This is a genomic window from Leucobacter ruminantium (assembly GCF_017565705.1).
Classification (GTDB): domain Bacteria; phylum Actinomycetota; class Actinomycetes; order Actinomycetales; family Microbacteriaceae; genus Leucobacter; species Leucobacter ruminantium.
The window spans coordinates 102,086-126,642 of the sequence record NZ_JAGDYL010000008.1; the positions used below are offsets into that span (position 1 = coordinate 102,086).

General features: G+C 70.0%; 22 protein-coding genes. 20 read left to right on the top strand and 2 right to left on the bottom strand.

Annotation, left to right across the window (positions count from 1 at the left end):
* Nucleotides 1–103: 103 nt before the first annotated feature.
* Entirely contained in the window at nt 104–1,306 is a 1,203-nt protein-coding gene (locus J4H91_RS06860; protein WP_341783468.1) for an FAD-dependent oxidoreductase, read from the bottom strand.
* Entirely contained in the window at nt 1,303–1,590 is a 288-nt protein-coding gene (locus J4H91_RS06865; RefSeq protein WP_208045510.1) for a DUF4229 domain-containing protein, read from the bottom strand. The genes J4H91_RS06860 and J4H91_RS06865 overlap by 4 nt, the downstream gene beginning before the upstream one ends.
* A gap of 111 nt (nt 1,591–1,701) precedes the next feature.
* On the opposite strand from J4H91_RS06865, the gene J4H91_RS06870 reads away from it, so the two are divergent.
* The 20 genes from J4H91_RS06870 to J4H91_RS06965 form a co-directional block, all read left to right on the top strand.
* Complete coding sequence (locus J4H91_RS06870; protein ID WP_208045511.1) at nt 1,702–2,100, top strand: PLDc N-terminal domain-containing protein; 399 nt, start codon at nt 1,702–1,704, stop codon at nt 2,098–2,100.
* Nucleotides 2,097–3,953 carry a 2-succinyl-5-enolpyruvyl-6-hydroxy-3-cyclohexene-1-carboxylic-acid synthase gene (gene menD, locus J4H91_RS06875; RefSeq protein ID WP_208045512.1) on the top strand — a complete coding sequence of 619 codons (1,857 nt, stop codon included), beginning with the start codon at nt 2,097–2,099 and terminating at the stop codon, nt 3,951–3,953. Before J4H91_RS06870 ends, menD begins: the two co-directional genes overlap by 4 nt.
* A 195-nt stretch (nt 3,954–4,148) precedes the next feature.
* A complete protein-coding gene (locus J4H91_RS06880; protein WP_208045513.1) occupies nt 4,149–5,177 on the top strand; it encodes a galactitol-1-phosphate 5-dehydrogenase in 1,029 nt (342 codons plus the stop codon).
* 9 nt (nt 5,178–5,186) lie between these two features.
* Nucleotides 5,187–6,143, top strand: a complete 957-nt coding sequence (locus tag J4H91_RS06885; protein WP_208045514.1) for a sugar-binding transcriptional regulator — start codon at nt 5,187–5,189, stop codon at nt 6,141–6,143.
* A gap of 32 nt (nt 6,144–6,175) precedes the next feature.
* Nucleotides 6,176–7,201, top strand: coding sequence for a deoxyribose-phosphate aldolase (gene deoC / locus J4H91_RS06890; protein ID WP_208045515.1), 1,026 nt, complete (start codon nt 6,176–6,178; stop codon nt 7,199–7,201).
* Nucleotides 7,202–7,220: 19 nt separating this feature from the next.
* The gene (locus J4H91_RS06895; protein ID WP_208045516.1) at nt 7,221–8,690 is read left to right on the top strand and encodes an aldehyde dehydrogenase family protein; all 1,470 of its coding nucleotides are present in this window, start codon (nt 7,221–7,223) and stop codon (nt 8,688–8,690) included.
* Nucleotides 8,687–9,547: an aldehyde dehydrogenase family protein gene (locus J4H91_RS06900; RefSeq protein ID WP_208045517.1), complete on the top strand. Its 861-nt coding sequence runs from the start codon at nt 8,687–8,689 to the stop codon at nt 9,545–9,547. Before J4H91_RS06895 ends, J4H91_RS06900 begins: the two co-directional genes overlap by 4 nt.
* 215 nt (nt 9,548–9,762) lie before the next feature.
* Nucleotides 9,763–10,806, top strand: a complete 1,044-nt coding sequence (locus tag J4H91_RS06905) for a zinc-binding dehydrogenase (RefSeq protein WP_208045518.1) — start codon at nt 9,763–9,765, stop codon at nt 10,804–10,806.
* On the top strand, nt 10,803–12,347 hold the full coding sequence (locus J4H91_RS06910) for an FGGY family carbohydrate kinase (RefSeq protein WP_208045519.1): 1,545 nt from the start codon (nt 10,803–10,805) through the stop codon (nt 12,345–12,347). The genes J4H91_RS06905 and J4H91_RS06910 overlap by 4 nt, the downstream gene beginning before the upstream one ends.
* 46 nt (nt 12,348–12,393) lie before the next feature.
* Nucleotides 12,394–13,362 (top strand): substrate-binding domain-containing protein, encoded by a 969-nt coding sequence (locus tag J4H91_RS06915; protein WP_208045520.1) that lies wholly within the window; start codon nt 12,394–12,396, stop codon nt 13,360–13,362.
* Nucleotides 13,363–13,364: 2 nt separating this feature from the next.
* Complete coding sequence (locus tag J4H91_RS06920) at nt 13,365–14,912, top strand: sugar ABC transporter ATP-binding protein (protein WP_208045521.1); 1,548 nt, start codon at nt 13,365–13,367, stop codon at nt 14,910–14,912.
* Nucleotides 14,909–15,904: an ABC transporter permease subunit gene (locus tag J4H91_RS06925; protein WP_208045522.1), complete on the top strand. Its 996-nt coding sequence runs from the start codon at nt 14,909–14,911 to the stop codon at nt 15,902–15,904. Before J4H91_RS06920 ends, J4H91_RS06925 begins: the two co-directional genes overlap by 4 nt.
* Before the next feature lie 206 nt (nt 15,905–16,110).
* Nucleotides 16,111–17,655 carry an FGGY family carbohydrate kinase gene (locus J4H91_RS06930; RefSeq protein ID WP_208045523.1) on the top strand — a complete coding sequence of 515 codons (1,545 nt, stop codon included), beginning with the start codon at nt 16,111–16,113 and terminating at the stop codon, nt 17,653–17,655.
* Nucleotides 17,652–19,187, top strand: coding sequence for a sugar ABC transporter ATP-binding protein (locus J4H91_RS06935; protein ID WP_208045524.1), 1,536 nt, complete (start codon nt 17,652–17,654; stop codon nt 19,185–19,187). Before J4H91_RS06930 ends, J4H91_RS06935 begins: the two co-directional genes overlap by 4 nt.
* The gene (locus tag J4H91_RS06940) at nt 19,184–20,185 is read left to right on the top strand and encodes an ABC transporter permease (protein WP_208045525.1); all 1,002 of its coding nucleotides are present in this window, start codon (nt 19,184–19,186) and stop codon (nt 20,183–20,185) included. Before J4H91_RS06935 ends, J4H91_RS06940 begins: the two co-directional genes overlap by 4 nt.
* Nucleotides 20,186–20,219: 34 nt before the next feature.
* Nucleotides 20,220–21,236, top strand: coding sequence for a substrate-binding domain-containing protein (locus tag J4H91_RS06945; RefSeq protein WP_208045526.1), 1,017 nt, complete (start codon nt 20,220–20,222; stop codon nt 21,234–21,236).
* A 76-nt stretch (nt 21,237–21,312) separates the two neighbouring features.
* Nucleotides 21,313–22,356, top strand: a complete 1,044-nt coding sequence (locus tag J4H91_RS06950; protein ID WP_208045527.1) for an NAD(P)-dependent alcohol dehydrogenase — start codon at nt 21,313–21,315, stop codon at nt 22,354–22,356.
* A gap of 8 nt (nt 22,357–22,364) precedes the next feature.
* The gene (locus J4H91_RS06955; protein WP_208045528.1) at nt 22,365–23,081 is read left to right on the top strand and encodes an HAD-IA family hydrolase; all 717 of its coding nucleotides are present in this window, start codon (nt 22,365–22,367) and stop codon (nt 23,079–23,081) included.
* Entirely contained in the window at nt 23,078–23,785 is a 708-nt protein-coding gene (locus tag J4H91_RS06960) for an L-ribulose-5-phosphate 4-epimerase (RefSeq protein ID WP_208045529.1), read from the top strand. Before J4H91_RS06955 ends, J4H91_RS06960 begins: the two co-directional genes overlap by 4 nt.
* A partial coding sequence (locus J4H91_RS06965) for an FGGY family carbohydrate kinase (protein ID WP_243752727.1) occupies nt 23,782–24,557 on the top strand: 776 nt, incomplete at its 3' end. The genes J4H91_RS06960 and J4H91_RS06965, both read left to right, overlap by 4 nt.

Consider the following 24,557-nt stretch of genomic DNA (forward strand, 5'->3'; position numbering starts at 1 on the left):
CCGACGACCCGACCCCGGACCGTATTTCGGATGAGGCACGTGCTTCGGATCGGAACCCCTGTTCTCATCCGAAATACGTGCGATATCCGAATGAGCGGCGCGCTCAGTGCGCCGCGAGGCGGAAGGGATCCGGCGGGAACGCGCGGCCCGTCGCCGCGTCGGCGAGCACGCGCCCGATCGCGGGGGTGAACTTGAAGCCGTGCCCCGAGAAGCCCGCTGCCACGGTGACGCGCCCGACCCGGTCGAGCACGAAGTCGCCCGAATCCGTCGAGGCGTAGGTGCAGCTGATCTCAGCGGCCGTGTCGGGGTCGAGCCCGGGGAACCACTCGGCGACGTAGTCGCGCAGCGCTGCGCGCGAGATGTCGCTCGCCCGGAAGCGTCGGTCGTCGGGGTCGACCTCGTCGCCGACGGCGTGGAAGCCGACCTTCACGCCCTCGCCGGGCGTGAGCATGCCGTAGACGGCACCCGTGCGCGCGGACTCCGAGGCCTCCGCCGAGCGGAAGTGGTTGAACGACGGCCACCAGTCCTCCGCGCCCGGCTCGGTGAAGGACGGCAGCGGCTGGAAGTGGGCCGGGTGCTCCTCGGTGACGGTGAGGCGCGGCAGGTCGACGAGTCCGTCGAGGAGCGGCCTGCTCCAGGCTCCGGCGGCCACGACCGCGCCGGCCGCGACCAGGCGGAACGGATCTCCAGAGGGATCCGTGCCGCGCACCGCGATCCCGTGCTCGAACGGCTCGATCGCGGTGACGCGATGTCCGTGGCGCAGATCGGCGCCGTGGCGGGCCGCCTGGGCCGCCAGCACCTGCAGCGCGGTCGCGGCGTGGATGCGCCCGGCGTCGCGGTTCACGAGCACCTCGCCGTCGAAGCGCATGCCCGGCCAGCGGGACGCGGCCTCGTCCGCGCCGATGAGCTCGGCGGCGGCCCCGCGGGCGGCGAGCGCCTCGTATGCGCCGCGCACGTGCACCGGGTCGCCGTGGGTGACGAGCCCGCACAGCGTCAGCAGCCGTTCCCCGCTCGTCTCCTCCAGCTCGCGCCAGAGGTCCAGCGCCTCGTCGTAGAGGTCGAGGTAGTGGGGCTCCTCGTAGGCGTTGTTCATGTTGCGGGTGGCACCGTGCGATGCCCCGCGGCTGTGGCCCGGCTCGAAGCGCTCGAGCAGCACCACCCGCTGCCCGCGTCGCGCGAGCTGCCAGGCCGCGGCGAGGCCCATCGCCCCGCCCCCGACGACGATCTGGTCGATCTGCTCGGGGCCGTCCTGCCGCTCGGCCCGGTCGATCCGCGCTGTCGCGTCGACCCGCCCGGCGGTGTTCACGCTCGCCCGGTCTCGCCGTCGGGCGAGTCGGCGGCGTCCACGGCCTCGTCCTCGACGATGTCATCGGCCGTGCGGGTGCGGTTGCGCCAGTCGTAGATGCTCTCGGATGCCGTGGCCCGCTGTTTCGAGAGCAGCAGGATGGAGAGGGCGGCGCCGATGAGCGCGGCGAAGACCGCCGCGAGCCAGGGCTGCAGGCCGATCATGTAGAGTACGCCGAACGGCACCGCGAAGAGCAGCAGTCGCAGCACGATGTACGTGATCCAGGCGGTGCGGGTCTTGCTCATTCGACCGAGTGTACCCGCGCCGGCTGCGCCGAATCCGAGGCGGCGCTGTGCGCCGCGATCGCGCCGGTTCGCGGCCAGGAGCATGTCAGGGGGCACGGCTAGCATGGAAGCATGGTGCGATTCGTGATCATCGGGATCGTCATCGCCGTCGCATTCACGCTCTACGCGCTGGTCGACGCCGCGATGACCGACGGCTCTCGCGCCCGCGGGGTGAGCAAGCCCGTATGGGTGGTGCTGGTGGTCGTGCTGCCCGTGATCGGCGGCGTGCTCTGGTTCATGATCGGGAAGGGATCGGCCGAGTCCGTGCGGCGCACGGCTCCCGACGACGACCCGCGCTTCACCGGCACCCGCATCTCCGAGGAAGATCTGGACGCGCGGATGCGCGATCTCGAGGAGCAGCTGCGCGCGCTCGACGACGAGGTCTATCCGGGTGAGGACGACGGCTCGGGCGAGGAGCAGCCTGGCGAGGAGCAGCCGGGTGCCGACGACTCGGAGTCGCCCCAGCGATGACTCGCCCTGCGGCCTCATCGATCTTCGCCGTCGAGCTGCTCGGTGAACTCGTGCGCCGAGGCGTGAGCGACATCGTGCTCTGCCCCGGTTCGCGCTCGCAGGCGCTCGCGCTCGCCGCTGCTGCTGCCGAACGTGCGGGCGCGGTACGCCTGCACGTGCGTCTCGACGAGCGGTCGGCGGGGTTCTTCGCCCTCGGGATCGCCCGTGAGACGGGCGTGCCCGCCCCGGTGATCGTGACGAGCGGAACGGCGGTCGCGAACCTCGCTCCTGCGGCGTTCGAGGCGCACGAGGGGCGGGTGCCGATGCTGCTGCTCACCGCCGACCGACCGTCCGAGCTGCGCGGCATCCGGAGCAACCAGACCACCGCGCAGGCCGGCATCTTCGGTTCGGCGGCACGCCTCGCCGTCGATGTGCCCGCGCCCGAGTTCGGGAGCGACGGCGATCTCGTGCGCGGCCGCTCCCTCGCCCCCGGCATCACGAGCGACCCGGGCTCCCTCGCCGTCGCGGCCCTGGAGGCCGCGACGGGCGTGCTCGGCGGCCGGCCGCCCGGGCCGGTGCAGCTGAATCTCGCCTTCCGCGAGCCGCTCTCGGGCACCGCCGGTTTCGACGAGATGATCGCACGCGGTTTCGCCGCCGCGGCCGAGGAGGCCGAGCAGCTGCGCGAGTCCGCGCCCCTCACGGGCGCCGGGTCGCGGGGCGGGGCGACCGGCGACGGCCCTCGATCGCTCACGGGCATGGGGGGCGCCGACGTCTACGTGCACGGCGGCCCCGAGCACCGCGGCGACGCGCTCGCCGTCGTGATCGCGGGCGAGGGATCGGGCCCGGAGGCGGAGGCGTTCGCGCACGCGGCCGGGATCCCTCTGCTCGCGGAGGCCGTGAGCGGAGCCAGGTTCGGCCGCGAGGCGATCACGGCCTACGCCACGCTCATCGACGACCCCTCGATCGGCGGGCTCGTCGAGCGGGCGATCGTGTTCGGCCATCCAACGCTCACCCGCCAGGTGCCGGCGCTGCTGCGCCGCGAAGACGTCGAGGTGATCGTCGTCGATCCCCACGCGGGGCCGGGCGTCGAGCACTACGCGCCCGCTCCGGGCACCCGGGTGGTGCGCGCGGCCACCGTCGCGCCCGAACACGAGGCCGGGGCGCTGCGCCGCTGGCTGGGCGCCTGGGTCGTCGCCGACCGGGAGTTGCGGGGCGAGCGCAGCACCGTGCACGAGCCCGATCTCGACGCGGCGCTCGCGACCGGGTACCGGGAGCGCAGCGCCTACGCCCGCGCCGAGGTGGAGGCGATGCGCGAGCCGATCTCGCGGGAGATGCTCGTGGAGGCCGTGTGGCGCGCGAGCTGGCCGCACGACCGGCTCGTGGTCGCCGCGTCCAGGCTCGTGCGCGTACTCGACCGGCTCGCACCGCCGCGCCGGGTCGAGGTGCACGCGAACCGAGGACTGGCGGGCATCGACGGCACGGTCGCGACCGCGCTCGGCGTCGCCGCCGCGAGTCAGTCGGCGCCCGACCCCGCGCGAGCGGCGGGCGCCACGCGCGTGCTGCTGGGCGATCTCGCCCTGCTGCACGACGCGGGCTCGCTGCTGCTCCCGGAATCGGAGGAGCGGCCGCGCGTGCAGCTCTTCGTCGGCAACGACGGCGGGGGCACCATCTTCGACGGGCTCGAGGTCGCCGGCTCGGCCGATGCGGGTGCGTTCGATCGCGTGATGCTCACCCCCCAGCGCGCGCTGCTGGAGCCGTTGGCCGCGAGCTACGGCTGGGAGTATCGCAGGGTCGCCACGCGCTCCGAGCTCGAGCGGCTGCTCACCGAGCCGGTCGCCGCGCCGACGCTGATCGAGGTTCCGCTCGCGCGGTGACGGCTGCGCCGCTCGCAGGCGCGATCCTGCTCAGCTGCGAGAACATCTCGACCCGCCCTGCTCACATGAGCAAACACCCCTTCAACTGTTGAGGGGCTCCCGCTGCTTTCCTAATCTGATAGCGGTGCGCGGTGCACCTCGAATGCGATGCGGCATACCAGCCGAGAGAAGGGGATACACCTGATGGAAGGGAAGATGACCGCTGCGGTTCTCTACGAGCCCGGTGACATCCGAGTCGAAGAGGTGCCGATCCCGGCCATCGGCTCCAAGGACCTGCTTCTCGAGGTCGCTGCGTGCGGCGTCTGCGGATCCGACATCCCCCGCATGATGTCGAACGGCGCCTACTACTCGCCGATCATCTGCGGTCACGAGTTCGCAGGCCACGTCGTCGAGATCGGCGACGAGGTCACCGCGTTCAAGGTCGGCGACCTCGTCACGGTGCCTCCGCTGCTGCCATGCCGCGAGTGCGAGAGCTGCCAGGCGGGCAACTTCAGCCTCTGCGAGGACTACGACTACTTCGGCAGCCGCCGCGAGGGCGCATACGCCCGCTACGTGAACGTGCCCGAGAACAACGCGCTGCTGATGCCGGAGGGCCTCGACCCCCGCGCCGCTGCGATGATCGACCCCGCGGCCATCGCGCTCCACGCGGTGCTCAAGACCGATCTGCGCAAGGGCGACCGCGTCGCGGTGCTCGGCGCTGGCCCCATCGGCCTCTTCGCCATCGAGTGGGCGCTGCTGGGCGGCGCGAGCGAGGTGCTCGCCCTCGACGTGAGCGAGGAGAAGGCCGCCATGGCGCGCGAGGCCGGAGCGACGCTCACCGCGACGAGCGGAGAGCAGGCGCTCGAGCTCGCGGGTAAGGGCTTCGACGTGCTGATCGAGACCGCTGGAGCGCCCCCGACCATCGCCCTCGCCCCCAACCTCATGGCGCGTCACGGGCGCGCCGCGTTCATCGGCATCCCCAACCACCCGATCGAGCTCGACAAGAAGACCTTCTCCAACTTCCTGCGCCGTGAGGTCTCGCTGCACGGCAGCTGGAACTCGTTCTCGGCGCCCTTCCCCGGCAGGGAGTGGACCGAGTCGGCCGCGCGCCTTGCGGACGGCAGCCTCGGCTGGGAGTTCATGATCACCCACGAGCTCGGGCTCGACGAACTGCCCGACACGATGCGCAAGCTCGCCGACCGCTCCATCTTCTCTTCGAAGGTGCTTTTCATCCCGACCAAGTAGGAAGGCGGCATGACCGAGGACGATGAGCTGCTGGCGATCAAGGCCGCAGAGCTCTACTACAAGGAAGACAAGACCCAGGGCGAGATCGGTGCACTTCTGCAGATCACGCGCTGGAAAGTCGGTCGGCTCATCGCCCATGCCAAAGAAGCCGGTCATGTGCGCATCGAGATCGTGCACCCGCGCGCGCGGAAGGGCCAACTCGAACGCGAACTGTGCGAACGCTTCGGTCTCAGGGAGGCCGTCGTGGTGCCCGGTCTCGGCGAGAACGAGTCGACCGAGCTGCGCCGCAGGGTGGCGCAGGCGGCGGCGGAGTACCTCACCAGCATGCGCCCGGTGACGAAGGTGCTCGGCATCAGCTGGGGCCGCACCCTGCACGACGTCGCCGAAGAGCTGCGGCAGGACTGGGCCCGCGGGGTGCAGGTCGTGCAGATCAACGGCGGCGTCAGCCTGAACCGCCGTGCCAGCTCGGCCGCCGACACCGCGGCCAAGATCGCGAGGAAGGCGCACGGATCCGCGGCGATGCTGCCGAGCCCCGCGATTCTCGAGCGCGTCGAGACGAAGCGCGCGATCGAGAGCGATCGCACGGTCGCCGGCGTGCTCGACCTGGGCCGCAGCGCCGACACCTACCTCTTCAGCGCCGGCCCGGTCGACCTCGGTTCGGTGCTCACGGAGAGCGGGTATCTCGCTCAGCAGGATCTGGCCGTGCTGCGCGGCCGCGGGGCCGTCGGCGACGTGCTCGGCCGCTTCATCGACGCGAACGGCTATCCCGTCGATCCCGAACTCGACGATCGCACGGTCGGGATGCGTCTCGACGAGCTGCGGGGGGCCAAGCGCTCCATCGCGGTGATCTCGGGCGAGACCAAGCACGACGTCTGCCGCACCGTGGTGGCGGGCGGACTGTGCACCGTGCTCATCACCGACGAGCTCACGGCCCAGCACCTGCTCGACGAGTCGCTCTGCACCTGAGTAGTTTTGAAATCCCTCGGAAAGGATCACGCATGACCCAATTGATTGAAGCAGCGGGCGCCGCAGCCCCTGCGAGCCGGGAAACGGCCGCGGTCGACGTCCTCGGCGGAGCCGCGAGCGAGGTGAACCTCCGGCGCTTCCTCCACGGACTCCCCGGCGTCGACGGAGTGGGCCTCGAAGCGCGCGCAGCCGGCCTCGGCACCCGCTCCATCAAGACCTCCTCGAAGGCGTGGGCCGTCGACCGCACGATCGGCCTGATGGACCTCACGACGCTCGAGGGCGCCGACACTCCCGGCCGCGTGCGGTCTCTCGTGGCGAAGGCGCTCATGCCCGACCCCTCGGATCCGACGTGTCCCCGCGTCGCGGCCGTCTGCGTGTACGGCGACCTCGTCGACGTCGCGATCGACGCGCTCGGCGACGCGCACGTGGGCCGCGGCGGCACGATCGGCGTCGCCGCGGTCGCGACCGCCTTCCCCGCCGGCCGCGCCTCGCTCGAGGTGAAGCTCGCCGATGTGGGCGACGCGGTCGCGGCCGGCGCCGACGAGATCGACATGGTCATCGACCGGGGCGCGTTCCTCGCGGGCCGCTACGGCGAGGTCTACGACGAGATCGTCGCGGTGAAGGAGGCGTGCCGTCGGCCCGACGGCGGCTACGCCCACCTGAAGGTGATCCTCGAGACCGGCGAGCTGAAGACCTACGACAACGTGCGCCGAGCCTCATGGCTCTCGATCCTCGCGGGCGGCGACTTCATCAAGACCTCCACGGGCAAGGTCTCGCCTGCGGCGACGCTTCCGGTGACGCTGTCGATGCTCGAGGTGGTGCGCGACTGGTACGCGCTCACCGGCGAGCGCATCGGCGTGAAGCCCGCAGGCGGCATCCGCTCGTCGAAGGACGCGATCAAATACCTCGTCACCGTCGCCGAGACGGTGGGCGAGGAATGGCTCGTGCCCGAGCTCTTCCGCTTCGGCGCGTCGAGCCTGCTGAACGACGTGCTGCTGCAGCGCCAGAAGCTCGCATCGGGCCGGTACTCCGGCAACGACTACGTGACCATCGACTGACCCGGAAACCGGAGTACACATGTCATTCCTCGAATACGCCCCGGCTCCCGAGTCGCGCGGCATCCTGAAGCTCCAGGACGAGTACGGCCTCTTCATCGACGGCGAGTTCGTCGAGGGGCACGGCACGCCCTTCGAGACCATCTCGCCGGCCGACGGGAAGCGGATCGCGATGATGTCGGCGGGCGACGCGAGCGACGTCGACCGTGCGGTCGCCGCGGCCCGTCGTGCCTACGAGCGCACGTGGTCGAAGCTCTCGGGCGCCGACCGCGGCAAGTACCTCTTCCGCATCGCCCGCCTCGTGCAGGAGCGCTCGCGAGAGCTCGCCGTCGCCGAGAGCCTCGACAACGGCAAGCCGATCAAGGAGACCCGCGACTTCGACATCCCCACGGTCGCGGCGTGGTTCTTCTACTACGCGGGCTGGGCCGACAAGCTCGAGTACTCGGGCGTGCGCGATCCGCGCGCACTCGGTGTCGCGGCCCAGGTGATCCCCTGGAACTTCCCGCTCATGATGCTGGCGTGGAAGATCGCTCCGGCGCTCGCCGCGGGCAACACCGTCGTGCTGAAGCCGGCCTCGACCACTCCGCTCACCGCAATCCTGTTCGCAGACATCCTGCAGCAGGCCGATCTGCCCCCCGGCGTCGTGAACATCCTCACCGGCCCGGGCAGCATGGGCAATGCGCTCGTCTCGCACGAGGGCGTCGACAAGGTGGCCTTCACCGGCTCGACCGCCGTCGGCCAGAACATCGCGCGTGCGATCTCGGGCACCCGCAAGAAGCTGACCCTCGAGCTCGGGGGCAAGGGCGCGAACATCGTGTTCGACGACGCCCCCGTCGACCAGGCCATCGAGGGCGTGGTCAACGGCATCTTCTTCAACCAGGGCCAGGTCTGCTGCGCGGGCTCGCGCCTGCTCGTGCAGGAGTCGATCCACGACGAGTTCGTCGAGCGGCTCAAGCGCCGCATGTCGACGCTGCGCGTGGGCGATCCCCTCGACAAGAACACCGATGTCGGCGCGATCAACTCGGCCGCCCAGCTCGCGACCATCACCGAGCTCGCCGAGGCGGGCACGGCCGAGGGGGCCGAGGCGTGGGCCCCCGATTGCGCGCTGCCCGAGCAGGGCTTCTTCTACCGGCCGACGATCTTCACGGGCGTTTCCACGAGCCATCGCATCGCCCGCGAGGAGATCTTCGGCCCGGTGCTGAGCATCCTCACCTTCCGTACCCCGGAGGAGGCGATCGCGAAGGCGAACAACACGCCTTACGGCCTCTCCGCCGGCATCTGGAGCGATAAGGGATCGCGCGTGCTCGCGGTGGCCGACCGTCTGCGCGCCGGCGTGGTCTGGACCAACACGTTCAACAAGTTCGACCCGACCTCGCCGTTCGGCGGCTACCGCGAGTCCGGTTACGGCCGCGAGGGCGGCAGGCCCGGACTCACCTCATACCTCGCCGACGGAGCGAGCGCGCAGAGCCTGACGAAGGGAGCCGACCAGTGACGAGGCTCACGATTCCCAAGACCTACAAGCTGTTCATCGGCGGGAAGTTCCCGCGCAGTGAGTCGGGGCGCTCCTACCGGGTGCTCTCGAGGAAGGGGGCGTTCGTGGCGAACGCGGCGCAGGGATCTCGGAAGGACGCGCGCGACGCGGTCCGGGCCGCGCGCGGGGCGTTCCCCGGCTGGTCGGGCGCGACGGCCTACAACCGGGGGCAGATCCTCTACCGGATCGCGGAGATGCTCGAGGGCCGCCGCGCGCAGTTCGCGGAGGAGATCCAGACGCTCGAGGGCGGCTCCGCTCAGGCCGCGCGTCAGCAGGTGGAGCGGGCGATCGACCTCTGGGTCTGGTACGCCGGTTGGGCCGACAAGTACGCGCAGGTGACCGGCAGCGCCAACCCGGTCGCCGGCCCCTACTTCAACCTCTCGGTTCCCGAGCCGACGGGCGTGGTGGCGATCGTCGCACCGCAGTCGGGCGGCAGCCTGCTCGGGCTGGTCAGCGTGATCGCCCCGGCGATCGTCTCGGGCAATACCGTCGTCGTGATCCCGAGCGAGCAGGCCCCCCTGCCGGCGATCTCGCTGGCCGAGGTGCTCGCGACGAGCGACCTCCCGGGCGGCGTGGTGAACATCCTGAGCGGCTCTCCCGCGGAGCTGACGCCCTGGCTCGCGGCGCACGCCGACGTGAACGCGATCGACCTCGCCGGGTGCGGTGAGCTCGACTGGCCCGAGCTCGAGCGCACCGCCTCCGACACCGTGAAGCGCGTGCTGTTCCCCGTGCAGGGCGACAGCGCCGATCCCTCGCTGGAGCGCATCACCTCGCTCGTCGAGGTGAAGACGGTGTGGCACACGAAGGCCGTGCTCTAGCCGAGTGCAGCAGAAAGGCCCCGCCTCCGTCGCCCGCGACGGAGGCGGGGCCTTTCCGTGCGCCGAGCCGATGCGCCCGTGCTCAGCTGAGCGCAAAACCGGGCATTCTGCGCGGAAGTGTGGATCGCGTTGACGGTGCCCGGACGAACTTATTGACTGAAAGGGCGGGCACGCGCATCGTGGCGTGCCGCCCGAGATCTGACGATGGAGTAGTGATGATTGGACTCGAGTTCCACTCTCCCGATGCGCTGCGCATCGCGGAGCTGGAGCGTCCCGTCGCGGGCGACGGCGAGATCGTCGTCGACGTGGTCGCCACCGGCATCTGCGGCACCGACCTCAAGATCGCTCGGGGCGAGCACCGCCTCTACCCGGCGGGCACGGTCCGCGTTCCCGGCCACGAGCTCGTGGGTCGCATTCGAGAGAATCGCTCCTCGCGCTCCGAACTGCGGGTCGGCGATCTCGTCGCGATCGCACCGAACGTGGCGTGCGGCGACTGCCGCTCGTGCCGCCGCGACCACCCCAACCTCTGCGAGCACTACGCCTCGGTCGGCCTCACCTTCGACGGCGGCCTCGCCGAGTCGGTGCTGCTGCCGCGCCGCGCGGTCGAGCAGGGCAACGCGATCCCTCTCCCCGAAGGGATGGACCCGCTCGACGCCGTGCTCATGGAGCCCCTCGCCGCCGTGCTCCGCGGCCTGCGCGCCATCGACTTCGGCGAGGGCGACTCGCTCGTCGTGATCGGCGCGGGTCCCATCGGCCTGCTCGCCGTGCGGCTCGCGCGCCAGCTCGGTGCTTCGAACATCATCGTCTCCCAGACCTCGCCGGCCCGCCGCGAACTCGCTCGCCGCTTCGGCGCCGATCACACGGTCGACCCGCGCGCCGAAGACCTCGCCGAGGCGGTGCGGAGGCTTACGGACGGGGTCGGCGCCGACTGCGTGCTCGTCGCGACGCCGATCCCCGAGGTGTTCCGCACCTCGCTCGAGCTCGCCGCGGTCGGCGGGCGCATCAACTTCTTCGCCGGCCTGCCGAGCGGCAAGGGCGAGACCCCGCTCGACGCGAACCTCGTGCACTATCGCGAACTCGTGGTGACCGGTTCGACGGCGAACACGACCGAGGACTGCGTCGCGGCCCTCGACATCCTCTCCGAGCGCGCCGCGGACTACCGGCCGCTCATCACGCATACGCTTCCGCTGACCCGTGCGGCCGAGGCGTTCGAGACCGCGGCCGAAGGGTCCGCGCTGAAGGTGGTGGTGACGCCGTGAGCGAGCCGGTATTCGTCGCGTGCGACATGGGAACGACCCTGGTCAAGGCGGCCGTGATCGACCTCTCGGGCCGCGTGCTCGGCTCGGCATCGGTGCCGTCGCGCCTCGACCGGCCTTCTCCCGGGGTGATCGAGCAGGACCTGCTCGAGATCGAGCAGCAGGCGCGCACGGCGATCGCCCGCGCCGTCGAGCAGTCGGGTCGCGCCGCCGACATCGCTGGGGTCTCCTTCTCGAGCCAGATGGCCGGCATCGGTGCCGTCGGCGAGGACTTCCTGCCCACCGCACCCTTCGACTCCTGGCTCGATTCGCGCTGCAGCCGCGATGTCTACGAGATGGCGCCCTCCGCCGGCCGCATCACGGAGATCGCGGGCTGCCCGCCCTCGTACTCGCACGGCACGAAGATCCGCTGGATGCAGCGCGAGCGACCCGAGGAGTACGCGCGCACGGTCGCGTTCCAGGTGCCCGGCCCATATGTGGCCGCCCGACTCGCCGGGCTGCCGGCTTCAGAGGCCTTCATCGACCGCCCGAACCTCTGCTTCTCGAACCTCTCGGACACCGACCGCGGCGTGTGGTCCGAAGAGCTCATCGAGCTCTTCGGCGTCGACGGCTCCAAGCTGCCGCGCATCGTGGAGTCCACGGAGATCATCGGCACCGTCAGCGACGAGGCCTCCCGCGCGACGGGGATTCCGGAGGGCGTTCCCATCGCGGCGGGCGGCGGCGATCAGGTGATCGCGGCGCTCGGGGCCGGAGTCGTCGCCCCGGGCCGCGCATCCGACAGCGCGGGCACCGCGAGCCTGTTCTCGATGGGCCTCGACCGCTGGGGTCCCGACACCGAGCGCATGGCGATGGTCACCGCGACCTCCGTGATCCCCGGCCTCTACCTCTCGTTCTCCTTCGTGAACGGCGGAGGGCTCGGGCCCGAGTGGGTGCGCGGCACGATCGTCGATCATCGGGGCACGGCGGATCAGGCGTTCGCCGACCTCGAGCACCTGGCGAACCAGGTGCCGGCCGGCTCCGACGGCCTGATCTGGCTGCCGCACTTCCAGGGCGGCGTGCTGCCGCCGAAGCCGTACCTGCGCAGCGGCTGGGTCGGCCTCACCTCGGGCCACAGCCGCGGACACCTCTACCGCTCGGTGCTCGAGGGCATCGCCTACCAGTACGCCGAATGGGCCGACCGCGCCCCCGCGATCACCGGCAAGCAGCTCACCGAGGTGCGGGCGATGGGCGGCGGCGCGAAGTCCGATCTCTGGGTCTCGATCAAGGCCGACGTGCTCGGCGTGCCGGTCGTGCGCATGCAGAAGTCGGAGTGCGCGCTGCTCGGGAACGCCCTCGTCGCCGCGGCGGCGACGGGCCACGTCACCGACATCGCCGCGACCATCGACTCCTGGCACGAGCTGGGCGAGCCGGTGCAGCCCGATCCCTCGCGTCACGCCGTCTACCGCCGCTACGTCGAGGTGTTCGACGAACTCGCGAAGCAGGTCGACCCCACCTTCCGCCGACTGCAGGAGATCTCGGAGGAGATCTCGGGCGCGGCCCACTAGCTCCTCAGTCCCATCACATCACACCCAACAAGGAAAGAAACCAATCATGGCCAGAGTTGTCCATCACCTCCCCCGCGCGCTGACCTTCGCCGCGCTGACCGCCGCACTCGCCCTCGGCGCCACCGGCTGCGCCGGATCCGGTTCGGGTTCGGGCTCCGACTCGGGAGGGGGAGGTGACATGAAGATGGGCGTCACCGTCTCCAACAGCACGAACCCCTTCTTCGTGATGGAGTCGCGCACCGCCGAGGAGGCGGGCAAGGAAGCCGGCTTCGAGGTGCTCTCTCAGGAGGCCGGCGAGGACGTCCAGACCCAGAGCGACCAGATCGACCAGTTCATCACCTCGCAGGTGAGCTTCATCGTGATCGACCCCGTCGACTCCGACGGCGTCGGCCCCGCGGTCAAGCGCGCCGTCCAGGCGGGCATCCCCGTGGTCGGCATCGACTCGGTCACGAAGAACGCGAACGTCTCGGTGACCACCAACAACGTGCAGGCCGGCGAGATCAGCTGCACCTCGCTCGCCGAACAGCTCGGAGGCAAGGGCAAGGTCGCCATCCTCGACGGCACGCCGATCTCCGCGGTCTCCGACCGCGTCGTCGGCTGCAAGAAGGTGCTCGAGGGATACCCCGACATCGAGATCGTCGCCGAGCAGCGCGGCGACAACAGCCGTGACAAGGCGCTTCCGGTCGCGACCGACATCCTGACCGCGAATCCCGACATCGACGGCATCTTCGCGATCAACGACCCGACGGCCGCGGGCGTCGAGCTCGCCGCCAAGCAGAAGGGCGTGACGATCATCATCACCTCGGTCGACGGCGCGCAGTCGGCCGTCGATTCGATCCTCGGCGGCGGCATGATCACCGCCACCGCGGCGCAGGATCCGGCGGCGCTCGCCCGCAAGGGCGTCGAGCTCGGCGCGCAGCTCGCGAAGGGCGAGAAGGTGAAGGAGGAGCTGATCGAGCTCCCGACCGAGCTCGTCGACGCCGAGACCGCCAAGAGCTACAAGCCCTGGGGCTGAGCATGACGCAGGTCGAGATCGACCCCTCGCCGATCGTCAGGCTGCGAGGGATCGTCAAGAGATTCGCCGGCGTCACCGTCGTCGACGGGGTCGATCTCGACCTCTTCCCCGGCCAGGTGCACGTCCTGGCCGGGGAGAACGGCGCGGGCAAGTCGACGCTGATGAAGGTGCTCGCGGGCATCCACCAGCCCGACGGCGGCACCATCGAGGTCGAGGGCGAGGAGCGGCGCTTCGACGTCGCGGGGGCCAAGGAGGCCGGCATCGCGATCGTGCACCAGGAGCTGCTGATCGCCCCCAACCTCTCCGTCGCCGACAACCTGGCGATGGGGCGCGAGTACCGGGGCCGCTTCGGCGGGCTGAGCCTGAAGCGCACCCGCGAGGCGGCCAAGCAGCAGCTCGACCGCGTGGGCGTCGATTTCCCGGCCTCGACGCGGGCGGGCAGCCTCAGCACGGGCAAGCAGCAGCTCGTCGAGATCGCGCGTGCGATCTCCGACGACCCCAAGGTGCTGATCTTCGACGAGCCGACGGCCGCGCTGTCGACCCGAGAGGTGCGCACCCTGTTCCGAATCGTCCGCGAGCTGCGGGAGCGGGGCTGCGCGATCGTGTACATCACCCACCGCATGGACGAGATCGAGGAGCTCGCCGACGCCGTGACGGTGCTGCGCGACGGCAGGTTCGTCGCCACGATGCCCAAGGCGGAGGCCACCCCCGACGCCATCGTGACCAAGATGGTCGGCCGCTCCGTCGAGTCGCTCTTCCCCGACCGCACCGCGACGCTCGGCGATGTGCGGCTGTCGGTGAGGGATCTGGGCGACGGCGACTGGATCGGCCCGATCGGATTCGACGTCAGGGCCGGTGAGATCGTCGGCGTCGCGGGTCTCGTGGGCTCGGGCCGCTCGGAGATGGCGCGTCTGATCTTCGGCGCCGACCGGGCTGCGACGGGCACCGTCTCGGTCGACGGGCAGCGTGCGGCCGTGTCGAAGTCGCCCATCGGGGCGATGCGGAACGGCATCGCTCTCGTGCCGGAGAGCCGCAAGGAGCAGGGCCTCGTCCTCGGGCGGGGCGTGAGCGACAACATCGTCATGGCCTCGTACGGCAAGGTCTCGCGGGGCGGGGTCATCCAGCGGCGTGCGGTGCGCGCGACGGCCGAGGAGCAGAAGCGATCCCTCGGCATCCGCGTCGCGAACCTCGATCAGCGAGTGCGCGAGCTCTCGGGCGGCAACCAGCAGAAAGTGCTGCTCTCGAAGTGGCTCGAGACCGACCCGAAGGTGCTGATCCTCGACGAGCCGACGCGCGGCGTCGACGTCGGAGCGAAGGCGGACATCTACAAGATCATCGAGGCGGCTGCGCAGCGGGGAACGGCGGTGCTCGTCATCTCGTCCGAGCTGCCCGAGGTGCTGGGGCTCGCCGATCGCGTGCTCGTCATGCGCCAGGGCGACGTCGTCGCCGACCTCCCCAACGAGGGGCTGACCGAGGAGGCGGTCATGGAGCACGCCTTCGGATTGGCTCAGCAGCCCACCACGGACATCAGGAAGGAAGCCTCGGCATGAGTGCTGTCGACACATCGGTGAAGCCCCCGCGAGGCGGCGGCAAGGGCAGGGTCAAGGAGTTCTTCGACCGCAACGAGCAGCTCGGCGTCGGTCTCGCCCTCGTCGCCCTGGTCGTGCTCATGGCGTTCATCGCGCCCTACTTCATGACCACGAACAACCTCATCGAGGTGATGCGTCAGGTATCGGCGATCGCCATCCTCGCAGCGGGCGGCACCTTCGTGATCCTGACCGCGGGCATCGACCTGTCGGTCGGCTCTGCGCTCGGCGTCACTGCCATGGTCGCCATCGTGTGCGCCAACGCGGGCCTGCCCGCGATCGTCGCGATCGTCTGCGCTCTCGCCGCGGGCATCGCGATCGGCGCGATCAACGGCGTCTTCATCGCCCGCTTCGCGCTTCCGGCCTTCATCGTGACGCTCGCCGCGCTGACCTACCTCCGCGGCATCGTGTACGTCGGCACGGGCGGCACCACGCTGATCCCCGCCCAGGTCGACTACGCGTGGATCGGACAGAGCTCCGTGCTCGGCGTCCCCTACGCGGTGGTCATCATGCTGGCGGTCTACGTGGGAGGCTGGTTCCTCCTCAACCGCACGGTGTTCGGCCGTCAGGTCTACGCGATCGGCGGCAACATGGAGGCGGCCCGCCTGTCGGGCATCCCGGTGCGACGGGTCATCATGCTGACCTACGTCATCTCCGGCGTCACCGCGGGCATCGCGGGGCTGATCCTCGCCTCGCGCCTCGAGAGCGCCGTGCCCGATCTCGGTTCGGGCTACGAGCTCAACGCGATCGCCGCGATCGTGCTCGGCGGCACCTCGCTCATGGGAGGCCGCGGTTCGCTCGTCGGAACCTTCATCGGCGCGCTGTTCATCGCGGTGCTCTCGAACGGCATGACCCTCATGAACGTTGAGTCCTTCTACCAGCAGATCATCATGGGCGTCGTGATCCTGCTGGCGGTCCTGATCGATCGCCTGCGCCGCGGACAATCGGCGGACTGAGCGAGCTCCGCTCGCGCCCGCCGGAGGGGGCCGCGATAGCGCTCTCATCGGCGCACGCCTGCGACCCGTTTCTGCTCAGATGAGCATAAACGGGTCGCAGGCGCGCAAGCGGGCGCGTGGCGACTGTAACTTGTTCTGAGGGTATGGGCGTCCTGCGCGCGCAAGCGTCGAAGGCCGCCCTCGCGAAAGTGCACAAGGAGGTGGAAGTGGGCCGGTATCTGGGCATCGACGTCGGAACCGAGAGCGTTCGCGCCTCGCTGTTCGACGAGCATGGCCGATCCCTCGGCACTCACCGCTCCGCTCTGCGCACGGTGTTCCCGAGGCCCGCGTGGGCCGAGCAGGATCCCGAGCAGTGGTGGAGCGCGGTCGTGGAGTCGGTCTCGGGCGCACTGGCGCAGGCGGGCACGACATCGGTAGACACGATCGCGGTCGCGACGACATCGTCGTCCGTCGCCTTCCTCGACGAAGACGGCGCCCCCGTGCACCCCGCGATCCTGTGGATGGATCAGCGGGCGGCCGAGGAGGCGGCTCATTCCTCGCGTACCGACCATCCGGATCTCGCGTACGCCGGCGGCGGCAACAGCGCCGAGTGGCTGGTCACCAAGGCAGCGTGGATGGCACGCAACCGGCCCGACGTCTGGGGACGCACCGCGCGCGTGCGCGAGTGCCACGACTACCTCGTCGAGCGCCTCACCGGCCGCGCCTTCGCCTCCCGCATGATGGCCGCCTGCAAATGGAACGTCGTGGGCGACGGGTATCCCTCCGATCTCTACGCCCTGCTGGGTGCGCCGGGGCTCGAATCGAAGCTCCCCGAAACGGTCCTCCCGGTCGGTGCCGCGGCGGCCGAGGTCGCCCCTGCGGTGGCGCGAGAGCTCGGCATCGACGGCGCCCCCGTCGTCGGAATCGGCGGCATCGACGCCCACCTCTCGCTCGTCTCGCTCGGCGAACTGCGACACGCAGCCGGTGGCCCGCTCTACTCGATGGTCGCGGGCACCTCCAACGCCCTCACACTCGAGGTCGACGAGCCTCTGTTCGACTCGCGCTTCTGGGGTCCCTACCCGAACGCGCTCAGCCAGGGTCGCTACCTCGTCGAGGCAGGCCAGGTGACCACCGGATCGGTGCTCAGCTGGGCCGCCGAGCGCCTCTTCGGCATCAGCCGGGAGGATCTGCCGAGCCTGCTTGAACAGGTCGAGCGCATCCCCACGGCTTCGCACGGCATCATCGCGCTCGACACGTTCATGGGCGGCCGCACGCCGTGGCGCGACGCCACGATGCGGGGCGGCTTCCTCGGGCTCTCGCTGCAGACGGGGCCGGCCGAACTCTACCGATCCCTCGCGGAAGCCGTCGCCCTCGGATCGCGCGCGGTGGTCGACGGTCTCACCGAATCGGGCATCCCGGAGCCCGGGTTGTTCGCGGTCTCGGGCGGCATCACCCGCAACCCGCTCTGGCTGCAGCTCACCGTCGATGCCATCAACCGTGAGATCGCGGTCGTGCGCGACGACAACCTCACGCTGCGCTCGTGCGCCCTGATCGGACACCGGCTGACGCAGGGCGACACGCCCGCGCCGCAGTTCGCACCGCCCGTAGAAATGGCCAGGCCGCGAGAGGCGGACGCGGCGGCCCTCGCGGAGGCCTATCATGACTACGTCGCGGCCCAGGCCTGCGTCGCCGGGCTGCGCGAGCAGACGGCCGCGCGGCGGAGCGACGCATCGGACGGCACCGCATCGATGGTGAGCGAGGAGACGATATGACGACACAACCGCTGGTCGACGAGGAGGGGCGCGAGATCGCCTTCTCCGTCGAGGACGTCAGCATGATATTCCCCGGGGTTCGAGCCCTCTCGGGGGTCTCTCTGGTCGGCTACCCGGGGGAGGTGCTCGCCATCTGCGGCGCCAACGGCGCGGGCAAATCGACCCTCGCCGGCGTGCTCGCGGGGCAGACCAAGCCCTCCGAGGGGCGCGTGCGCATCGCAGGCTACGACGGCGAGATCGAATCGCCCTCCGACGCCGAGGACGCCGGCATCCTGCTCATGCATCAGGAGCCGCTGGTCATCGACACGTTCACCGTGCAGGAGAACGTCTGGCTCAAGCAGCTCAGCGGCTCGGGCAGCGCCAAGGGGTGGAAGCGTGCGAAGAACGATCCGGCCGGTGCGCGCAAGGCGCTCGACGCGGTCGGCCTCTCCGAGGTCTCGCTCAAGCAGCCGGCGAGCTCGCTGCCTCCCGGCCTGCGCCAGATGCTCGCGCTCTCGCGCACCCAGGTCGTGCCGCACCGCATTCTGCTGCTCGACGAGACCACCGCGTCCACGACCGAGGAGCACTTCCAGGACGTGCTGCAGCTCGTCGCGGCCGAGCGGGCCGCGGGCACGAGCATCATCTTCGTCTCGCACCGGATGCAGGAGGTCTTCTCCATGTCCGATCGCATCGCGGTGCTGCGCAATGGTCAGCTGGTCGGCATCAAGGAGACCGCCAAGACCGACCACGACGAGATCCTCACGATGATGGTCGGCGAGCGCGTCGCCGCCATCGAGCCTCCCGAGAACGCACCCGGGCCCGAGGTCGAGCCGATCGTGGTCGTGGAGGGGCTGTCCGCCGGCTCCGCGCGAGACATCTCGTTCTCGATCAAGCCGGGCGAGATTCTCGGCATGTACGGTCTCGTGGGAAGCGGCCGCAGCTCGATCGCGCGCTCGATCTCCGGGCAGCAGGAGCGGTACAGCGGCACCGTGACGATCAACGGCCGCGAGACGACCGCGAAGACGCCGTACCAGGCGCTCGACGACGGCGTGGTCTACGTCTCCGAGGATCGTCGCAAGGAGGGCTTCCTGCCCGACTTCGACAACCGGCAGAACATGACGATCTCGACCCTCGGACGCTACTCGAAGGGCGGCGTGCTGCGACTGCGCTACGAGCGCGAGGAGACCGACCGCTTGATCGCCGAATACCAGGTGAAGGGCACCGGCTCCACGCTCACCCGCACCCTCTCCGGCGGCAACCAGCAGAAGGTGTGTCTCGCGAAGTGGCTCGAGGCCGAGCCCGACTTCGTCATCCTCGACGAACCGACCAAGGGCATCGACATCGCCGCCCGCATGAACATCTACCAGATCGTCCGCCGTCTCGCAGAGGCAGGCAAGGCCGTGCTCGTGGTGTCGAGCGAGGCCGAAGAGGTCACCTCGCTCTGCCACCGCATCCTCATCGCGAGGGATGGCGAGATCGTAGCCGAGATGGAACCCCACACCGATACAGCGGACGACGTGATCCGCGCCTCACTGGGAGGAAAAGCCGCATGAGCGCCCCGAACGAAACCGTGTCTGTGAACGTCGCGTCATCCGACACCAAGAAGAGCAATCCGTTCCTCGGATGGCTGAAGGAGCAGTACCCCCTCTTCATCCTGATCGGCCTGCTCATCGTGGCGGCGTTCTCGACCGACGCGTTCTTCACGACGCGCAACCTGACCAACCTGCTGCTGCAGGTGTCGGTCATCGGCATCGTGACGCTCGCGCAGTTCCTGATCATCCTCACCGGAGGCATCGACATCAGCGTCGGTTCGGTGCTCGCCCTCGCGGGCGTGCTCTGCGCGGGCCTCATGAACGGTGAGAGCGTGCTGCTCGCCGCGGTCGTCGCCATCGCGGTCGGCCTCCTCTCGGGCATCCTGACCGGCTATCTCGTCTCGTTCCGCGGCCTCGAACCGTTCATCGTGACGCTCGGCATCATGGCGCTCGCCCGCGGCCTCGTCTACGCCTACACCGAGGGCGTGCCCGTGAAGCCCGCCGCCGAGGACTTCCGCGAGATCGCCACGACCACCATCGCGGGGATCCCGGTGCTCGGCCTCATCTGGCTGGGTCTTGCTGCCGCCATCTGGTTCATGACCACCCGCACGGTGTTCGGTCGGCGCATCTACGCGATCGGCAGCAACAAGCACGCCGCCTACGCATCGGGCGTGCCCGTGCGGCGCACCCTGCTGATCGTCTACATCTTCGCGGGCATCCTCGTCGGCTTCGCCGGCTTCCTGCTCACCGCGCGCATCGGCGCCGCGACGCCGACCGCCGGCAGCCTCTACGAGCTCGACGCCATCGCGGCGGTCGTCATCGGCGGCGCGGCGCTGTCGGGCGGCAAGGGGCGCCTCTCCGGCGCGATCTTCGGCACGCTGATCCTCGGCGTGATCGCGAACCTGCTCGTGCTGCTCAACGTCTCCGCGTACCTGCAGGACGCGTTCCGCGGCGCGCTGATCCTGTTCGCGATCGTCTTCACCACCTTCCACGTCCGCAAGAAGTTCGCCAAGAACTGACGCACTCCACATACCCACTCAGAGAGGAACACTCATGAAGAAATTCACCAGGATCGCCGCGGGTGTCGCGGTGGCGGGCATGGCCCTGTTCGGGCTCACGGCCTGCGGCAGCACCGAGGACGGCGGGGGCGACGGCGCAACCGGCGAGGCCCGCAACGTCGAGGACCTGAAGATCGGATTCCTCATCCGCCAGCTCGACGCACCCTACTTCGCAGCGATGCAGAAGGAGGCCGAGGATCTCGCAGAGGAGCACGGCTTCGAGCTCCTGGTGCAGGATGCCGGCGGCGACGCCGTCAAGCAGCTCGACCAGGCCAACACGATGGTCACGCAGGGCGTCGACGTTCTGCTGATCAACGCGACGAGTCAGGACACCCAGCGGGATCAGCTCGAGCAGCTCGCCGGCGAGGTGCCGATCGTGTTCGTCGACTACGGCATCCCCGACGTCGGCGTCACGACCGTGCAGTCTGCGAACGAGGAGATCGGCCGCCTCTCGGGCAAGCTCACCGGTGAGCGCCTCGGAAAGGGCACCGAGATCAGCGTCGGCGTGCTGACCGGCCCGCCCGAGGACGACATCGTGGGCCCGCAGCGCCAGGGCGGCTTCCTCAAGGGACTCGAGGAGGCGGGCGTCAAGTACGAGGTTGTCGCCGAGACCCCCGCCGGCTGGGCCACCGACCAGGCGGTTCCCGCGACCGAGTCGATCCTCGCCGCGAACCCCGACCTCGGCCTGCTGCTCGGCCTCAACGACTCGATGGCGCTCGGCGGTCTGACGGTGCTCGAGGACCAGGGCAACACGACGACGCTCGTCGCCGCCGCGTCCGACGGCCAGAAGGAGGCCCTCAAGCTGATCAAGGATCAGGGCTGCGAGGGACGCTACATCTCGACGGGTCTGAACTCGCCGAGCCTGGCCGTGAACCGCGCCATGGAGATCGCCATCCAGATCGGCACGGGCGAGGCCGCGGCCGACAGCTTCGAACCGCTCGAGTTCACCGAGGCAGCCGGTATCAACTGCGAGAACGTGGACGACTACTACGATCCCGACAGCGTCTTCTAATACGCTCGTTCAGGGCGGTCGGGGCACTCGCCCCGACCGCCCTTCGGGCTTCGCCGACCCCACCGAAAGGAACGCCATGCAGATCCCCTCCACGATGGCCACGAGCGTCCTGCTCGAGCCGCGCCGCATCGAGCTCCAGGAGCGCCCGGTGCCCGCTCCCGGGCCGAACGAAGTGCTGATCCGCGTCGACGCGATCGGCGTCTGCGGCTCCGACACCCACTTCTACGAGTCGGGGGCCGTCGGCGACATCGTCGTGCAGAGCCCCGTCGTGCTCGGCCACGAGACCTCGGGCACGATCGTCGCCGTCGGCGACGGCGTCGACGAGTCGCGCGTCGGGCAGCTCGTCGCGATCGAGCCGCAGAAGCCGTGCCGCCGCTGCAACCTCTGCAAGGACGGCCGCTACCACCTCTGCCGCGACATGCGCTTCTACGGCGCGTGGCCGGTCGACGGCTCGTTCTCCGAGTACGTCACGATCGACGAGGACTTCGCGTTCCCTGTCCCCGAGACCATGACCGCCGAGGAGGCCGCGCTCGTGGAGCCCGTCTCGGTCGCGGTCCATGCCAGCCGTCGTGCCGGCGTCTTCCCCGGCGCGAAGGTGCTCATCACGGGCGCCGGCCCCATCGGCATCCTGAACGCCCAGGTCGCACGCGCGTTCGGGGCCACCGAGATCGTGGTCAGCGATCCGCTCGAGCACCGCCGTGAGTTCGCGCTCCAGCACGGCGCTACGAGCGTCATCGATCCGATGGCCGGCGGTCTCGACGGATACGACGAGCACTTCGACGTCTTCATCGACGCCTCGGGCAACGGCCGCGCCATCCAGTCGGCCTTCCCCGCCATCACCCGCGGCGGCGTCGCCTGCCTCGTCGGCATGGGCGCCGACGATCTGGAGATCCCGATCGCGATGCTGCAGCACCGCGAGATCACGCTGACGGGCACCTTCCGCTACGTCAACACCTGGCCCACGGCGATCGACCTCATCGCATCCGGTCGGGTCGACGCGGCTCCGCTCGTCACCGGTCGCTACGGCCTCGACGACGTCGAAGGTGCGCTGATGAAGGCGAAGACCGATCCGCTCGCGATCAAGACCGTGATCCTGCCCGCCATCAAGGGCGCGAATTGAGCGAACCGATGGCACGGGCAGAGGGGGCGTCGGCATCGCGCGCGATCAGCGTGCGGGCCGACGCCCTCCTGTTCGATATGGACGGCACGATCGCCGACTCGGTCGAGGCGGTCGAATACGCCTGGGCGGAGTGGGCTCGCGAGATGGGCGTCGAGCCGCCCGATCTCGGCCTGCATCACGGCCGCACGGCCGTCGCGATCGCCTCCGACGTGCTCCCCGCATCGCTCGTGGAGCAGGGCGTGCGGCGCATCAGCGAGATCGAGTCCGATCCCTCACTGCCGTGCTCGCCCACGCCGGGCGCGCTCGAGCTGATCGGCTCGCTGCCCCGCGATCGTTGGGGAGTCGTCACCTCGGCGGTGCGCTCGGTCGCGATGGCACGACTCACGAACGCGGGCATCGGGGAGCCCCAGGTGTTCGTGAGCGGAGACGAAGTCGCGCGCAGCAAGCCCGACCCGGAACCCTTCCGCCTCGGGCGCGAGCGCATCGGTGCGGGCGAGGGATCGGGCCGCACGGTGCTCGCGTTCGAGGACACGGCGACGGGTCTGCGCTCGGCGCGCGCCGCCGGCTGCACGACCGTCGGTATCATCGGCACTGAGAGCCGCGCTTCGCTCGCGGCGCACGCCGACTTCGTCATCACCGGCCTGACGCGCGTGCGAGTGGAACACACCGATGAATCGGGCGTGATGATCAGCATCGCGCCCGTCGACCCCGCCGAGGAGGCATGATGACAGCCAACGTCGAGCTCGAGAGCACGATCCAGAGAGTGCGCGAGGAGGTTGCGGCGCTGCACGGCGAGTTGGTGCGGTACGGGCTGGTGGTGTGGACGGGCGGGAACGTGTCGGGTCGGGTGCCGGGGGCTGATCTGTTCGTGATCAAGCCGTCGGGAGTGTCGTACGACGAGCTGGGGCCGGAGGATATGATCCTGTGCGATCTGGACGGGAATGTGGTCCCGGGCACTCCGGGGAGTGAACGGAGTCCGTCGTCGGATACCGCGGCGCACGCGTACGTGTACCGGAACATGCCCGAGGTGGGTGGTGTGGTGCATACGCATTCGACGTTCGCGGTGGCGTGGGCGGCGCGGGGTGAAGAGATTCCGTGCGTGATCACGGGGATGGCGGATGAGTTCGGGGGGCCGATCCCGGTGGGTCCGTTCGCGGTGATCGGGGATGATTCGATCGGGCGGGGGATCGTGGAGACGTTGCGGGGGCATCGTTCGCGGGCGGTGCTGATGCAGAATCATGGCCCGTTCACGATCGGCGTCTCTGCGAGGGACGCGGTGAAGGCGGCGGTGATGGTGGAGGATGTGGCGCGTTCGGTGCATTATGCGCGTGAGGCGGGGCCCTTGATCCCTATTCCGCAGGATCGGATCGACGCGCTATACGCCCGCTACCAGAACGTCTACGGCCAGGCGGAGGACGATCGACGATGAGCGTCATCTCCGAGGGCCGCGCCGTGCTCGGCATCGAGCTGGGATCGACGCGCATCAAGGCCTGCCTCATCGACCCCGACACGTCGGCGGTGCTCGCGACCGGTTCTCACGCCTGGGAGAGCCGGCTGGTCGAAGGGCTGTGGAGCTACTCGCTCGACGAGGTGTGGGAGGGGCTGCGGGCGGCCTACAGCGACCTGGCCGATGCGGTCGAGTCCCGTGAGGGATCGAGGCCGTCCCGCTTCGGCGCGATCGGCGTCTCGGCGATGATGCACGGCTACCTCGCCTTCGACGCGGCGGGCGAGCTCCTCGTGCCGTTCCGCACCTGGCGCAACACGAACACGACCGCAGCGGCCGAGCGCCTGACGGAGGAGTTCGGCGAGAACATCCCGCTGCGCTGGTCGATCGCGCACTACTACCAGGCCGCGCTCGACGGCGAGGCGCACGTGCCGAGCGTCGACTTCTTCACGACCCTCTCGGGCTACGTGCACTGGCGGCTCACGGGTGAGCGGGTGCTCGGCGTCGGCGACGCCTCGGGCATGTTCCCGATCGACGCGGAGAGCGGAGACTTCGACGCGGAGATGCTCGCCCGTTTCGACGCGCTCGTGCCGGAGAGCCCGGGCTCGGTGGCCGCGCTGATGCCGCGAGTGCTGTCGGCAGGCGAACCCGCAGGATCGCTCACCGAGGAGGGTGCCCGGCTGCTCGACCCGACGGGCGGCCTCGTCGCGGGCATCCCGATGTGCCCGCCCGAGGGCGACGCCGGCACCGGCATGGT

Bases quoted from the DNA above. Each gene is read 5' to 3' on its own strand.
- J4H91_RS06865 (WP_208045510.1), bottom strand. From the start codon at position 1,590: ATGAGCAAGACCCGCACCGCCTGGATCACGTACATCGTGCTGCGACTG.
- J4H91_RS06870 (WP_208045511.1), top strand. From the start codon at position 1,702: ATGGTGCGATTCGTGATCATCGGGATCGTCATCGCCGTCGCATTCACG.
- menD (WP_208045512.1), top strand. From the start codon at position 2,097: ATGACTCGCCCTGCGGCCTCATCGATCTTCGCCGTCGAGCTGCTCGGT.
- J4H91_RS06880 (WP_208045513.1), top strand. From the start codon at position 4,149: ATGACCGCTGCGGTTCTCTACGAGCCCGGTGACATCCGAGTCGAAGAG.
- J4H91_RS06885 (WP_208045514.1), top strand. From the start codon at position 5,187: ATGACCGAGGACGATGAGCTGCTGGCGATCAAGGCCGCAGAGCTCTAC.
- deoC (WP_208045515.1), top strand. From the start codon at position 6,176: ATGACCCAATTGATTGAAGCAGCGGGCGCCGCAGCCCCTGCGAGCCGG.
- J4H91_RS06895 (WP_208045516.1), top strand. From the start codon at position 7,221: ATGTCATTCCTCGAATACGCCCCGGCTCCCGAGTCGCGCGGCATCCTG.
- J4H91_RS06905 (WP_208045518.1), top strand. From the start codon at position 9,763: ATGATTGGACTCGAGTTCCACTCTCCCGATGCGCTGCGCATCGCGGAG.
- J4H91_RS06915 (WP_208045520.1), top strand. From the start codon at position 12,394: ATGGCCAGAGTTGTCCATCACCTCCCCCGCGCGCTGACCTTCGCCGCG.
- J4H91_RS06920 (WP_208045521.1), top strand. From the start codon at position 13,365: ATGACGCAGGTCGAGATCGACCCCTCGCCGATCGTCAGGCTGCGAGGG.
- J4H91_RS06925 (WP_208045522.1), top strand. From the start codon at position 14,909: ATGAGTGCTGTCGACACATCGGTGAAGCCCCCGCGAGGCGGCGGCAAG.
- J4H91_RS06935 (WP_208045524.1), top strand. From the start codon at position 17,652: ATGACGACACAACCGCTGGTCGACGAGGAGGGGCGCGAGATCGCCTTC.
- J4H91_RS06940 (WP_208045525.1), top strand. From the start codon at position 19,184: ATGAGCGCCCCGAACGAAACCGTGTCTGTGAACGTCGCGTCATCCGAC.
- J4H91_RS06945 (WP_208045526.1), top strand. From the start codon at position 20,220: ATGAAGAAATTCACCAGGATCGCCGCGGGTGTCGCGGTGGCGGGCATG.
- J4H91_RS06950 (WP_208045527.1), top strand. From the start codon at position 21,313: ATGCAGATCCCCTCCACGATGGCCACGAGCGTCCTGCTCGAGCCGCGC.
- J4H91_RS06955 (WP_208045528.1), top strand. From the start codon at position 22,365: ATGGCACGGGCAGAGGGGGCGTCGGCATCGCGCGCGATCAGCGTGCGG.
- J4H91_RS06960 (WP_208045529.1), top strand. From the start codon at position 23,078: ATGATGACAGCCAACGTCGAGCTCGAGAGCACGATCCAGAGAGTGCGC.